We start from the raw sequence: 14059 nt of genomic DNA, 5'->3' as shown, positions 1-14059 counted from the left end.
GCAGTCTCCTTTCCGCGCCTGGTCAGGACACCACTTCCGCCGCGTAGATGTACGGGCAGTAGTTGTGGGGAGCAGCCAGCGGACGCGCGCCCAGACGCAGCTTGCGGATGTCCGCCTCCTGGTTCAGAGAGAACTTCGGAACGCGGATCGCCGCATGGGACGCGAACTCGGTGGAGCCGTAGTCGATCTGGGTGATCTGGCCATACATCAGATGGCCGCAGCCGGGGGCGGTGACCATGGCGGAGGTGGCGGGGAAATACTTCTGCTCCGCGCCGCTGTCGTCGATGTAGGTTTCGTCTACGGAGATCAGGTTCAGCTTGAAGCCGCCGAAGTTCAGCGTACCCATATAGACCACGCCATCGTAGCGGCTGAGCTCCTGGTCGATGGTACCGATGATGATGCCGCTGTTACGGTCGAGCAGCTTCTGCACCTTCTCCATGTCGAGGATCGCGTCGGCTGCGTCAGAGCCGAGCACCAGGTCAACCGCGCGCAGGCCGCGCTTGGACAGCTTGCGGCACATCGCCTTGACGTCGCCGAAGAAGTCCCCGCCGGTGGCGTTCCACTTGGTGGCCACGGTATAGGTGTGATCGCTGGCGTCATCGAAGAACTTGACATACAGCTTCTCGCCCTCGGTCTTGTCGTCGATGTAGGTCTGCATGGTGCAGGCGTTGTTGATCATGGTCTGCGCGCACATCCACTCCTCGCGGCGCACGATGCGGCGGTCCATGTCGGTCAGGTCACCCAGCTGCAGACGGGCCGCGCGCTGGGCGGGGGTGCTGTTGGCGTAGATGGCCTCGCCGAAGCCGCGCTTGCGCAGCTCGTCCAGCGTCAGCAGGCGGGACGGAGCGATAAACGCGGGCTGATACTCGTGGATCTCGTAGCCGCGGCGATCCATGGGGATATCACCGGCGCGGGCGGAGACGAACGCGGCCATCTTGCGGTCGCCCTTGCGGTACTCAGTCAGCACCTTGTCGCAGGCGAAGATGTCGCCCTCCCCGGTGGGGAAGTAGCGGTCCTTGAAAAAGGTCTGCTGAGGAACGATCTCCTCAGTGATCGCCATCAGCACATAGGTGTCAAAGAAATTCAGTTCAGAAGCCATTGTTGATTCCCTCCTTAGTTGGCAGCGGCAGCAGCCTTGAAGACGATGCCGCGCATACGCAGGTTGTCCTTATCGCCCTCGGTGATGGTGTAGCTGGCCGAGACCGTCACCTTGCCGATGTCGAAGCAGCCAGCGGTGTAGACAGCTACCTTCTCGTCGGCAGCGGTGCCGACCTCGATGTCATCACACAGAATGCAATCGGGGGTCAGCGTTTCGTTGCTGACAGCCGCAGTACCCAGCACCACCAGCTTGCCGTCGCCGGCCGTGCCGGAGGACTTGGCAAGAATGGTGCCGCGCTTGAGGGTGGCCGCAGCGGACAGCTTGCGGATAACGCCGCCGCGCACTTCGGGCGCGGGCTTGATGTCGGTGATCAGACCGTCAAAGGTCATCTCGCCGAGCTTTTCACCCAGATTGATCATGTTCTTAGCCCTCCTTCTTCTTGCCCAGCAGGTCAGCGACCATGCTCCGGGCGTTGGTCATGCGCGCCTCGGGGGTATCGTTCTCCTCGCCATCTTCGCCCTCGGGCGTTTCGACTGCGGGGGCAGGAGCGGCGGGAACGCCCTCGGCGCCGGATTCCTCGCCGTCATCTTTCAGATCGGCCAGAAACTTCTTGCCCTGCTTGGCGGCGGTCTTGGCCGCTGCCATCAGCAGGTCAGCAGCAGAGCAGGGCTTGTCGCCGTACTTGGCCTGCTGCACGGCCGTCGCGTCGAGCAGACCGGAGATCTCGTCGATCTCCTGCATACGCGCACGCTCGGCCTGGATCGCGGCGTTGACCGCCTCAGTGTGATCGGCGGAAGCGCGGGCGTCGGCCTCCACCTGGGCGATCTCGTCCGGGTACTTTGCCCGGAGCTCTTCCTTAGTCATGGAAATTCCTCCTTCATCGCCGGTGACTTCCGGCTTGTTTTTATCTGTCTCAACCGGGGCGGAGGCCTCGGGTGTGACCGTGGGAATGTTGTCCGGCGCAAACATGCCGGGGGCAAGGTGCATCTGCTTCCCGTTCACAAACAGGCTGCGCCCGTCCGCACTGGCGGCGATGCTGGTCGGCTCCGCGTCCTCGATCAGCTCGTCCGCAAAGCCCTTGTCGATGGTCTCGCGGCCTGTCATATAGGTCGTGTCCGCCATCATGTGGGAGATCACCGTGGCCGACAGCCCGGTCTTGCGCGTGTAGACCTCCATCTGCATCTTGTCCCACGCTTCCTGCTGGGTAGCCTGTTCCCGCAGCTCGTCGGCGTTGTAGCCGCCCCACAGGAAGGTCCAGCATTTGTGGATCATGACGAGGCTGGAGGGATTGACCCTGACCGTATCGCAGGCGCACATAATAAGACTGCCGCCGCTCATGGCCACGCCGTCCACGATGCAGGTAAGCTTCGTGCCGTTCCGCGCCAGCTCCCGCAGGCGGTTGTGGATCATGTTGGACGCTCCGGCGTCGCCGCCGTAGCTGTTCATGCGGATAGTGATGGACGTGCAGCCGGAGATCTGCTTGAGGTCCTCCAAAAACTCGGAGAGCAGGATGTACTGCCCCTCGACGGGCTCGCCCCACCAGTTCGTGGGCTGCTCCTCATAGATGTCTCCATACATGGTGATCTCGGCATCACTGCCGTCCACCGTGGCCATCGTATAGACCTTTTTCGAGATGCTGACGGCGGGAGACTTTCGCCCAGCTCTCTTTGCCGGAATACTCATGCGCATTACCTCTTTTCTTTCCAGATATCGCTTGACGGAATGTAGGGACTGTTCAGCCACTCGCGGATTCCCGCGCGGCAGTTCTCGTTGCAGCGGCGCTCCATGTTCTTCGGGCAATAGGCGCAGTAGTCGCTTGCATAGTTCCAGATGGCGAGCGCCATGCTCCGCACATTCAGGCTCTGCAGATGCTCGAAGTTAGTCTTCATCGCCGTCACCTTCTTTCGGCGATGCCGATACAACGGTGACCTTGTTGCCTCCTGCCTGTGTCAGCAGCTCGTTTTCACGCTGCAGCTGCTCCACGTTCTCCTCCCAGTCGCCGCCGCTCATTTCGCGGCTGACCTGCTCGTGGGTCTTGATGGCGTTGTCGATCAGCATGAGGGCGGCTTCCGCCTCCTTCTTGGGGTCAAGGCTGCCCTGCACGGGGCCGATCCAGCGCGCGCCGCACCATGCCTCTCGCACAAGGGGATCTGTGAAGAAGCCGGGGGCGTTGATGCGCCCCAGAGCGACCGCTTCGGCCAGGAACATCTCATAGACCGGCTGGCAGAAGTCGTCCACAAACCACTTCCGGCGCATTTTGAATGCTTCCCACGCCTCCAGCAGCGCGCCTCGGCTTGCGGAATAGGAGCTGTTGAACTCCTTGATCAGCACATCGTAAGGCAGCTCTAAAGCTGCGCCGACCAGCTTACACAGCGTCTTGACAAAGGTCTCAAAGCCAGCGGTGGGGATGTTCGGATTGCCGAAGTTGACCTTTTCCCCGGGGGCGAGGTGCGTCACCGTACCCGGTCCCATCTCGTACTCGTTGTCATCATCGGAGATGTTGTTCGCCATCGGTCCGCCGTCCGCGTTGACCTCGGCGGGGACGCCGGCAATATCTCCTGCGCCGACCTCGTTGAAGGGTGTATCGGAGGGGTCAGTCTCCGTTTCGATCCATGCAGTGAAGAAGCTCTGCACCAGCGCCGCCATCAGCTCGGACTCCGTATAGCGCCGAAGCTGGAGCAGCGGCTCGATGACCTGCGCCAGATAAGGAACGCCGCGGTACTGGTCCGGGCGCTCACTGTCCATGATGTGGAGAATGTTCGGCAGGCCGGTCTTGGCGCCGTAGGCCTCAACGCGCTGCCACTTCTGCGGCTCGCTGGTGATCTGGTGCGGGTAGGTGTTGCTGATGTGATAGGCGACCACGCGGCCGTTGCTGTCCACCTCCACGCCGTCGTAGACCTTGTGGCCTGCGCCAGGCTTTCCCTCTGGGATCTTGCCCTCCACATAGCCGCCGATGGTGACGCCGCCGCCATATTCGCTTGGCGTACAGGCGCGGTCCGCCTCCACGATGTGAAGCCGCAGGGAGTAGGGATTGAGGGGCGTCGCCGGGTATCGCTTGACCAGCGCGAACACGTCGCCGCTGAGCAGCCACGATTTCAGGGCAAGCTGCTGCAAGCTCTCGAAATTGTTCAGCCCCAGCGCGTCGCAGTTCTGCTTTTTCCCGGCCCACAGCCGGAATTCCATCTCCGCCGCGTGCTGCCACTTCTTCGCCGCCTCCGGGGAGATGCCCAGCACCTCGCGGTCCACGGACGCTTTGAGCGTCAGCCCCGTTCCGATGACCTTGGTGCGGTTGGTATTGATTGCCGCCGTAGCCACCGGCGCGGCCATGTAGAGCATTCGCGCCCTCTGCCGCAGGGTGGCGTTGTTGCGGTTGATGTCCTCATTGGGAGCGCCGCTGTCCGGAACAAATCCCTTGAGCGCCCGCCGCGTCAAGCTGGCCCCGGCTTCGCTGTACCCCTTCGCCTGCGGCGCGGCTGCGCGGCGGCGGTCTTTCTTATTGCTCAATGCTTATCGCCTCCCGTTTTCGGAATAAAAAACAGGCCGTCCGGCGGCGAAAGGAGCAAACTCCGCCGGACTGCCTGTGGTAAAGCCCTTTCGGGCGAATACCCTTGTTGCAGAAAATGCAACAACCACTTTGCCGGGGTCGGCAAAATGGTCATTTTCGTGGCCTCACGAAAAAGGTCACCAATCGCGGGGGACGATGCCGAAAGCCTTTCTCGGCTTGCGGCCGTTCAGCTCCGCCGTCAGCTCGTCGACCTTCTTCTCCGCGTCTTCGATCTCGTCCTTCAGGTCGGGCAGGTCGAAGCGCGTCAGCTCGCGGTCGTCGATGACATAGCTTTTTACGCCGCCGTCCACAAGGGCCAGATATGCGGCGCGCAGCTTGGAAAGGGCGCTCTGCCAGAAGTCCAGCCGCGCCCGCAGTTCAACTTTATCCATATCGGACACCTCACCAATCGTCGTAGTATTTCTTCCCGCTCCTGCGCTTCGGTCTCTGCTTGGCGGCGGGAGGCGGAATGACAGGCGTTGCAACAGGGGCAGGAGCGCGTTCGCCGCCCGCCTCCTTTAGCCGCCTGTCTATCTCGTCCAGGTTCTTAGGAAGCGCCTTGAACGCCGCCAGCGCGTAGTTGCGGCAGTCCAGCGCCTCATTGCGCTCGTGGCCGGGGATCTTCTTCCACTGCCACGGCTGCTTTTTGTTGGGGTCGTAGACCTTGACCTCGGAGAGCAGCCCCGTGAAGTAGCCGGAGCCGTAGTCGTCCCGCTTGGGGAAGTGACAATATTTCGCGCCCGGCGTCTGTACGCGCAGGTTATCCATGATGACCTCCTTGCCGGAGTCAACACCGATCTGGTACTGCCAGCAGGTGCCGACCGCCGTCTGCTTGATGATGATCTTCTGCTTTTTCGGCGGCGCGGTGTAGGGTTTATCGCTGCCGGGCATACCCTTGATGCAGAACACCTTTTTGCCCAGCCGCGCACGGCACTGCATACGGACCTCCTGTGTGAAGTGTCCGCCCTCGTCCACAAAGGACATTGACATTTTCAGCCCCACGCCGTTCTCAAAGCGCAGAACACGGTCAAATACCAGCTCGTCCAGCTGCGCCCATACGGCATCGTCGTCGGGCCGTCCCATGACGATGCCTTTCTCGATGCCCCAGGTCTCCCCAAAGTGGCCGTGGCCGACGATCTCGTATTCCATGCGGTCGTCCTGTGTATCGACGCCGGCCGTCAGAACAAGCACGCCCTCCGGCAGCTCGGCGGGGTATTCCTCCCGGCGCGCCATCAGACTGTCCTCGTCCTCCAGGTCGCCGCGATCCTCCCACAGCTCGCCGAAGCAGGTGTTGTAGACGACCTGCATCTTGCGGGTGCTGCCGATGGCGTTTAGGTATTTCAGAATGATGGATTCCCAGCTCGCCCACTGGCTGACAAAGGCGTTCAGCCAGAACGAGCGCGTGCCCTGCTCATAGGCGGCGGGGTTGTCCGCCTCCCATCTTGCCGGGGCGCGCTTCATTTCCGCCTCGGTGGAGATGCAGCCGCAGCCGGGGCAGGCATAGCAGACGCTGCGGACCTTGTAGGTCTTTTTCCCCGCGACGATGATCTCGTCGTGCTCAAAGCGGATGTCCGCCCATTGGATCTCGTGATACTCGCCGCAATGAGGGCAGCGGGATTTCCACCGCTCCATCGTGCCTGTCGCGTAGGAGGCTTCAATGGCGCTGGCGTTTTTGACGGTGGGCGTGGACACCTCACCGCTTTTCGCGTTGTAGAATGTCGTCTGCCGCGCCATCGCCAGATCCCACGGGTCGCCCTCGTTACCGGCGGACAGCGCCCAGCGGTCGCGCTCGTCACCCAGCACATAGCGGATGGGCTTTGACGCCAGAGCGTGGGCCTCGGTGGAGCCGCACATCGTGAGGATGCCTCCGGGGTAGGTCTTTTGGAGGATGGTATTGCCGCTGTCCCGGCTCTTTGGGTCGCTGACCTTCTTTCGCAGCGTGGGGCAGTCGCGGATCATCGGCGCGATGCGGAGCTTGGAATACTCCTTTGCGTCAATGGTGGTAGGGTGGACAAACAGGATCGAGCCGGGGTCCTGGTCGATCACATAGCCGATGCAGTTATTGAGAAATTCAGACTTGCCGACCTGGGACGCGGCCACCATGACGATGTGCCGTATCTTTGGGTCGGTCCATGCGTTCATCGGCTCGCGGAGATAGGGGGTGCGCTCGGTGCGCCACGGTCCGGGCTCTGCGGCGCTCTCGGCAGACAGGCGGCGATTCTGCTCCGCCCATTCGGTCACGGTCAGGTCGTCCGGCGGGAGCATACCGGCCATCGCCTTGGCGATGACCTTGTTCAGCCGGACGGCGGCGAGCCTACTCGTCATCGCTGTCACGCTCCGACCAGTCGCGCCGTTCTCTCACGCGCTCCTCGTATTTCTTGGGGTCGTAGTGATACCCGGCCAGCTCCCGCATGACCTTGCTGACCTCTTTGCGGATAACCTCGGACGCCTCGGCGGGCGTGGACACAGCCGCTACATCGACGGCCAGCCGCCCCGGTAGCGCATTGAGCGCGCCTCGGATTGTGTAGACCAGATCCTCCGTCAGCGCGGCGACGTCCTCCGCACGGTGCATGGTGCCTTTCAGCTCCTCGGCCTCCAGCTTGGCGATGGTGGCCTTGGATGCCTTCATTGTCGTCTCCGCCACGCGGCGGGTCTTCTCCAGCTTCTTATCCTCTTCGTCCATCGGGCCGTCGGACAGGAACTTAACATACCGCTGGACGGAATCGGCAAGGAGGAAGCGCCCCTTGCTGACCTTTTGCAGCTGACCGTCCTCCGCCATCTGGCGAATGCGCCGTCCTGTGATACCCAGGACGCAGGCCAGCTCTGTCGTGCTTACCTCTGTTTCCTCGGTAATGACATCAATAGCTTCAGACATGGCGCTCCTCCTTCCTTGCGCAGTCCAGCCGGCTTGACTGTCTGCGTAAATTGTGATATGGTATTGATGTTCATTACCGTACCCAGAGGAACGCAAAGCCCGACTGTTGCAGCAGTCGGGTCTTTTTTTATGTCCGAATGCGGGACTCACCAGAATTGCACTGGAGCACACAGGCTGGTACCAGCAGCTCTGTGCGAGACCCTTATCCCGCGCGTGGTCTTATATTACATAGGAGGCCTTTATCTGGACTTCCTCCACATTCCCGCGAAGAAAGACGGATAAAGCGATTGGGTATTGCGGCAGGTACCGCCACAGGTGCCGCGCTTGGCACCAAAAGCAACGCCAAAGCGGAAAGGAAATGCCAAAATTTTGCCTTGGTAACTACGCTTTTTTCGGGGTCGGCGAGCCCGCGGCGTGTGGGGCGGGGGTCGTCACAGTACCTTTTGCCGTCGTCGCCTGTTGCAACGCATTTCCCCGCCCTCAGCGCGACGATGCCGAGAGGGGGAGGGAGCAACACAGCCAGACGCAGATACGCCGCTCTCGTGCGATGTATGCGCCTGGCTGTGGTATTGTGTTATAACTTCGTCAGCAATTCCGCATGGCTATACCCCTTAACGCCCTTGGTCATCATGCCGAGGAAGTCATCACGCGAGAAATCAGAGAGCCGGAATACTTCTTCAGGTTTCATTCCGAGCTGTTTGCCGATCTCCTGAACGGACTTGCCCTCGTCCAGCAGCCGCTTTACGATGGCTTTCATCGGCTCAAGCAGATGTGTACCACGAGCACGGTTGTGTGTGACGGTGCCGTAAATATCCTCGGTCGCGTCATCATGCCGCACGATCACCACCGGCACCTTGCCTTTGAGCATGGTGTGCAGCGGCTCCTCTCCGGCCACAGTCCAGCGGTGAAAGCCGTCGATGATGGTGTAGTCGGGACGCACGACGATGGGAAGCGTCCAGCCATTGGTCATGATCGATTGCACCAGCAGTTTCAGATTCTCACGGTTGACCTTGTTGGGGTTGTAGTCATTGGGCTTGAGCTGCTCCCGGTCTACCCATTGCAAGGAGGATAACGGGGCGAACAGATCCGCGTCAGCCATTTGCCTCACCTCCCTTCCGGAAGCGCTTGGCGTAATCGGCGTAGGCGCAGGATATGTCCTGATAGATGGCGCGCAGGGTGCGGAGCTTGGGATCACCAGCAGTCAGACCGCCGTACATTTTCTTGTAGTCGCGCGGCCGCGCCATTCCGTCCATCTGAATGAACATCTTGCGGTACTGCTTGGCGATCTTGCGCTTATGCTCCGTATTGAAGAAGTCTCCCGGACGGACGAACAGCATCTCCTTCAGGAGCGCACGGTAGTCCTTGGTGTCCTCGCCCTCCAGCTCCCGGCGCTTCCTTGTGGTGCGGTGGAACATTTCGCTGTCCCAGTACAGCATGGCAAGGTAGGCGTTCGGCTCGCGCCGAAGGACGCGCTCCATGAGAGATGGGTCGTATTCGCCCAGGTGTACCAGCACGGGTACGGTATCAACAGAGAAGAACTGCGACACGCGCAGCTGATTCCGATTGACGCCGACCTGATACATCTGCAGGTAGACCTCGGGGACTTCGATGCGCTGGTCTCGCAGGTACAGCCAGACGTCCGCCGTCTTCCAGTCGTAGATGGGATAGATGGTGTTCGTGCCAGTGATGCCCTTTGCGCCCATATTTAGTGCCGCCATGTATTGGAGCCGCTGAATGGACTCTGCCGCGCGGACGCCGGTGATCATGATGCCGTCCATCGTCACGCGGGGCAGGAAGGATTGATAGTTGTCGATCCTTGGCCGGAGCTGCGGGTGATTGCGGATGGCAAAGGGCGGCGGCTGCCGCACCCAGACATCGCGCTTGCGTCGATCCCAGCAGACGAAGGTTTCATCGCTGGACAGCTCATTGAGACAGCTGAAATGCTTGACCTCGATGCACCACCATTGAAACTTGGCGCCGGCAAGCAGGAACTTCTTCCGCCACGCCTTGGTCGTTGCTTCAATGGAATCGAAGATTGCCTCCTCGTCCACGAAAAGGACGGTCAACTGCGAGGGATTGATCTCTCCAGCCTGGATCAGCTTATAGGTCAGGTCGGCGAGAACGATGCTGTCCTTGCCGCCGGAAAACGAGAGGTATACGGGGACGCCGTTGGAAAATACATTCTTGATCCGCTGGCGCGCCGCAGTCACAACGTCGATGTCTGAGCTGATGCGCTTTACAGCCATATCCGCTCACCACATTTCGGGCAGAGGATAAACCTCTTAGCGGGCTCGGCGGAAGACGCCGTGCCGCTCTGTGCGGGTGCGACTTCCTCAGCCTGCGCCGCAGCAGCTTCTTCCCGGGCGGCGTATTTCTCGCGCGTCTCGGTGATGGCCGCAGCCTGCTCCGGCTCAATGGTGCCGTACTCAAGCAGGGCGTCGCTGGCTTCGTCAGCCTCCATCACCATCGCACGGAGAAGATCCTCTTCGTAGCCGGGAATGTCCAGGTCGTCTTTCAGCTCAAGGATAAAAGCGTCCAGCGCGGCCAGATCGTCAACGCCCAGGTCAAAGACGCGGTTATCAGCCAGCATGAGCTTTTTCTTCTCCGCCTCAGTCAGTCCAGACACGACATAGCAGTCCGCCTCTGTGCGGCCGAGGGACAGCAGCGTTTCATACAAGCCGTTGCCGGCGAGAATAACGCCGTCCTCGTCGACCACGATGGGGCGGATCTGGCCGAACATTTCGACAGAGCGTCGGAACTCCTTCAGCTGCTTGTCGGTGTGCATTCGGACATTCCGATCCGGTCGCCGCAGCTCGGTCAGAGGCTTCTTTATGACCTTCATGCCTGCACCCCCTTCAAGAAGGCGCGAGCACTGTCGATCTTTTCAGCTGCCGCAAGGACGATGCCGGGGTCGATATCGTAGACCTCACGCCAGCCGTTCTCGATGCTGCCCGTCCATTGGCGGGCGGGCCACGGGTGAGTGCCGCACAGATATCCGTTCTTCCAGCCGTAGATCGGCGGAAGCGGGAGCTGATGGTAGTGAATATAGGCAAGGATGTGCTCATGCTTCCACGCAGCGAGCGGGCTGAATCGCGTAACACCTTTGCCATCGGTATAGATATTGCTGTTGCGACCGACATAATTGCCGTCCGCACGGCGGCGGCCGAGAATGATGACGTCCAGCTCGTGCGCCTTGAAGTATTCACGCTGCGCTCGGTGCTGCACGATAGAAAACCATCGTCCGGCCGCGGCGGAGTCCTTGGGGAAAAGCATCTCTTGATGCTTCACCAGCCAGTCGATATCCTGATGCGTGTTGATGACTTCGCAGCCTGCCGGCTTATGCTTCTCGATCCATGCGGCAAAGGCGGGGTATTCCAGGTCGCACACGCCGATCATGCTATCGGTGACGCCGGCCGCTTCACAGAGTTTGCCAAGGACAATGCTGTCCTTACCAGCGCTCCATGCGTAGGCAGCACACTTCCCAGCCGTCACGGCCTTGATGTCCGCCACGGTCGCGGCAGTAAGTTCGTCCAGCTCTGCGCGGGAAACGGCTTCTTCGATAGTTGCAACGGCTTCCAGCCATGCACTGTTGGCGATCCTCTGCTTCCTTCCGAGGCTCATGCTCTCACCGCCTTTCTCGAGGCGATAACAGCGACAAGACCGCTGGACAGGACGGTCGTCAGACTGCCTGCCGCTTTCACAGCCGGAATGCCGGCGAGATTGCCGTAGGCGAAGATCGGAAGCCCGACACACAGCGCGGTCAGCACACCGGCAAAAACGCCCTTGCCCGTCAGTTTCTTACCGAGCAGCGTCATGACCGTCGGCAGCAGCGTCGAAGCGCGGAGCGTTCCGTAGAACAGGAACAGGTATGTCACCGTCAGGCCGGGAATGTTGGCGATGGCGATAGCCACGATCAGCAGGCAAAGCATGGTGCGGCGCGAAGTCTGCACCGTGTCCTTCCCAATGCCGAGCCAGTCTGTCGTGAGCGACGCTGCCGCGCAAAGGTTGCTATCCACCGTGGAGAGCAGGCCGGAGATAATCATAAACAAGAACGGGACCAGCACCCATGTCGGAAGCAGCGAGGAAACGAATTCAAAGTTGACCATGCCGGTGTCGCTGGCCGCAAAGCCGGAGCCTGCGGCAAGGAAGCCCACCGTTCCCATGCAGATCGGAACGAGCGCAAACAAAAGCGCACCGGCAAAAAACGATCTGCCGATGCGGTCGCGCCTGATTGCGAAAGCTCGTTGCCAGAAGCACTGATCCCCGAACGGGCCGGAGATCAGACCGACAGCCATCGGCAGACCATAGCCCAGCAGGACCTCAATGCCCGTGGAGGAGGTGAGCGAAGTATATTCTCCGGAGACAGCACCGAGCCCTGCCCGTACCGTGTCAAAGCCGCCGGTCATGCGAAGGCTCAGAACGACCAGCAGAGCGCCACCCATGAGAATAATGCCCAGCTGGACGACATCGGTGATGATGGAGGCTTTCAGCCCGGAGAAGCGGGAGTAGGAATATGCGATAGCTGCCAGGGCGAGCGTCATGCTCCAGAATGGCAGCCCCGTAATGAGGGCCAGCGTCTTTCCCCCGGCGAGCAGCTGCACCGCCGTTGAAAGAACGGCCAGCGCGCCGAGCTGGAAGGAGTAGACGCCCTTGACCTTGCCGGAGTGATAGCGCTCCGCCATGTAGCCGGTCAAGGTGATGCCCTCCGGGTACTGCGCCCGGATCCTTTTTGCAAAGGGGATAAACAGGATCAGGCACAGCACATTCGGTACCGTAAACCAGAACATCCCCGGGATGCCGCGCGTATAGGCCATCTCCGAGGAAGTGAACAGTGAGGGAGCCCAAATCCAAGTGGCGGCGATGCTCATGGCGGCAATCACCGAGCCGATGCGCCGGTCCGCCACATGGAAGCCCTCTGCGTCGGTCGTCTTTCGGGTGAACATCAGCGTGACGCCGATCATCAGCACCGCATAGACGGCCAGAATGACAATTCCGAACATTTTGGAAATCTCCTTTTATGATGTCACCGCTGCCCTCTGCTGGCGAACATCGGACCCGGCGCATGACCGGCGCGCAAGGAGTAACGCGCAGGCCTCAACCTCCTTCCCAAACGAATGACGGCCACCCCGCGAGGGATGGCCGCCTGGCTTATGTAGGATTTTACGAGTCTAATCCTAATACATGGTGCGGGGAATATCAAGAAACGAGTTGCAACAGCGAAGAACAGCTTTTAACTACCGAGGTAGCGGTAACACACCATCTTTACCGAATCCTCCGAATTGCGGCCTCCTATGACCGCTGCGACCTCTTTCCATGCGAGCCCTCTCAGGAAGCGCAGCCGGAAGATCAGGCGCGTCTGGTCATCGTCGATGCCTTGAATGAACGGCATGATCTGCCCCTCGCTGGCCTTGACCTCTTCCTCCAGAAAGCCGACACGCGCATCCATATCCACGATCTCAGCTGCGAGGTCGCCGACCTTATCCTTTATGCCGGGAGTATGCGGCATACCTGTGAGGGCAGCCGCGCCGGGGCAAGCCGCGTCACGCAAGGACTGTAGCATCTCCCTTGCCCTTGCCAGTTTCTCTATCAGCTCAAAATGCTGATTCAATTCCGAAAGCGTCGTAATAGCTCACCCCAATCTGTTCTTACTTCCTCTTGCCACCCTGTCGGCTGACAGTCTCTCCAATCTGCATTTGCCGGTATGTTGGCTGCACTACCTCTACCGACACCACACGGGTATCTCCGTATCGCTCCAAATCCTGAGCGATCTGCTCCTTTATGCCAATGGCCTGCCCCGCCGGGGCGTTCACATGAACGGTGATGATGAGCATCATCGCACCGTCTGATAGGCGCGAGCTTTCTTGTTATAGGCCAGATCGACCGGCGCGCCGCAGGAAAGGCAGCTGTAGGTGAAGACGTCCTCCTCGAAATTCGTCCGGTATTTGAAGTGCTTTCCGCACTTGCAGCGGATGTGCGCCGACGTGAGATCGTGCAGCGGCGTCTCTCCGTTGCAGGTTGCGCACCGATAGGACGAGATAGGCTGTTTTGCACAAAAGCCGCGCAGCTCGCCGCATTGTGCGCACCGAATAAGCAGAAATCCCTTGTATGTCTTCGGCGTGGTCTCCTCGGCTTCCGCTCTATCAGGGATAGCCCAGGCCTCTTTCGGCCCGAACATAGTCTCCGCACGGCTGGGCTTTGCACGAAGCAAAGTCGGCTCTGCCTTGTGTATCTCCGGCAGGGAGGCCTTCGTTGCAGCGCCGCGCCACACAGGGCGGCAGTCTATGCCGTTTCCGAGACGGCAATGCCATCTGTTCGCGCCGCTGAACTCCTCTTTCTCTCCGTGCTCACAATATTCGCAGTTGCCGTTCAGCCACAGCAGGGCGGCAATATCGGTCGCGGCGGCGTTGATTGCCTCCTCCACTCCTGCGAACTCCTGCACCAAGTCAAAAAGGCGGCTGTAATCGTCATACTGAATACGCCCGTTCTCATTCAGCTCATTGATAAAATCGAGCAGGTTTTCAAATCGTTCCATAGAAGCTCC

The 14059-nt window shown here is 60.4% G+C and carries 15 protein-coding genes; all 15 read right to left on the bottom strand.

Translation table 11 applies throughout. The features are described from left to right. Positions 1-22: 22 nt before the first annotated feature. Complete coding sequence (locus tag OCV66_RS07925; RefSeq protein ID WP_147574102.1) at positions 23-1099, bottom strand: major capsid protein; 1077 nt, start codon at positions 1097-1099, stop codon at positions 23-25. 14 nt (positions 1100-1113) lie between these two features. Then, on the bottom strand, positions 1114-1518 hold the full coding sequence (locus tag OCV66_RS07920; RefSeq protein ID WP_147574101.1) for a head decoration protein: 405 nt from the start codon (positions 1516-1518) through the stop codon (positions 1114-1116). 4 nt (positions 1519-1522) lie between these two features. Further along, a complete protein-coding gene (locus OCV66_RS07915; RefSeq protein ID WP_262564180.1) occupies positions 1523-2782 on the bottom strand; it encodes a head maturation protease, ClpP-related in 1260 nt (419 codons plus the stop codon). 5 nt (positions 2783-2787) lie between these two features. Continuing rightward, on the bottom strand, positions 2788-2988 hold the full coding sequence (locus OCV66_RS07910; RefSeq protein ID WP_118729363.1) for a hypothetical protein: 201 nt from the start codon (positions 2986-2988) through the stop codon (positions 2788-2790). Beyond that, positions 2978-4603: a phage portal protein gene (locus OCV66_RS07905; RefSeq protein WP_147574099.1), complete on the bottom strand. Its 1626-nt coding sequence runs from the start codon at positions 4601-4603 to the stop codon at positions 2978-2980. The genes OCV66_RS07910 and OCV66_RS07905 overlap by 11 nt, the downstream gene beginning before the upstream one ends. A 177-nt stretch (positions 4604-4780) precedes the next feature. Next, positions 4781-5035: a hypothetical protein gene (locus OCV66_RS07900; protein ID WP_118729361.1), complete on the bottom strand. Its 255-nt coding sequence runs from the start codon at positions 5033-5035 to the stop codon at positions 4781-4783. Positions 5036-5045: 10 nt separating this feature from the next. Further along, entirely contained in the window at positions 5046-6968 is a 1923-nt protein-coding gene (locus tag OCV66_RS07895; protein ID WP_147574098.1) for a phage terminase large subunit family protein, read from the bottom strand. After that, entirely contained in the window at positions 6958-7518 is a 561-nt protein-coding gene (locus OCV66_RS07890; RefSeq protein ID WP_147574097.1) for a hypothetical protein, read from the bottom strand. The genes OCV66_RS07895 and OCV66_RS07890 overlap by 11 nt, the downstream gene beginning before the upstream one ends. Before the next feature lie 574 nt (positions 7519-8092). Further along, positions 8093-8617, bottom strand: coding sequence for an IbrB-like domain-containing protein (locus OCV66_RS07885; protein ID WP_055270154.1), 525 nt, complete (start codon positions 8615-8617; stop codon positions 8093-8095). Next, positions 8610-9764 (bottom strand): phosphoadenosine phosphosulfate reductase domain-containing protein, encoded by a 1155-nt coding sequence (locus tag OCV66_RS07880; RefSeq protein ID WP_055270156.1) that lies wholly within the window; start codon positions 9762-9764, stop codon positions 8610-8612. The genes OCV66_RS07885 and OCV66_RS07880 overlap by 8 nt, the downstream gene beginning before the upstream one ends. After that, positions 9755-10360, bottom strand: a complete 606-nt coding sequence (locus OCV66_RS07875; protein WP_118729358.1) for a ParB/Srx family N-terminal domain-containing protein — start codon at positions 10358-10360, stop codon at positions 9755-9757. Before OCV66_RS07875 ends, OCV66_RS07880 begins: the two co-directional genes overlap by 10 nt. Then, on the bottom strand, positions 10357-11139 hold the full coding sequence (locus tag OCV66_RS07870) for a phosphoadenosine phosphosulfate reductase domain-containing protein (RefSeq protein ID WP_147574096.1): 783 nt from the start codon (positions 11137-11139) through the stop codon (positions 10357-10359). Before OCV66_RS07870 ends, OCV66_RS07875 begins: the two co-directional genes overlap by 4 nt. Beyond that, positions 11136-12518 (bottom strand): sodium:solute symporter family protein, encoded by a 1383-nt coding sequence (locus OCV66_RS07865; RefSeq protein ID WP_147574095.1) that lies wholly within the window; start codon positions 12516-12518, stop codon positions 11136-11138. The genes OCV66_RS07870 and OCV66_RS07865 overlap by 4 nt, the downstream gene beginning before the upstream one ends. 230 nt (positions 12519-12748) lie before the next feature. Further along, entirely contained in the window at positions 12749-13126 is a 378-nt protein-coding gene (locus tag OCV66_RS07860) for a hypothetical protein (protein ID WP_055270164.1), read from the bottom strand. Positions 13127-13348: 222 nt separating this feature from the next. Then, positions 13349-14050 (bottom strand): hypothetical protein, encoded by a 702-nt coding sequence (locus OCV66_RS07855; RefSeq protein WP_147574094.1) that lies wholly within the window; start codon positions 14048-14050, stop codon positions 13349-13351. Positions 14051-14059: the final 9 nt, after the last annotated feature.

The organism is Agathobaculum ammoniilyticum (genome assembly GCF_025567315.1).
Lineage (GTDB): Bacteria > Bacillota > Clostridia > Oscillospirales > Butyricicoccaceae > Agathobaculum > Agathobaculum ammoniilyticum.
This window is presented reverse-complemented; position numbering and strand designations above follow the sequence as displayed.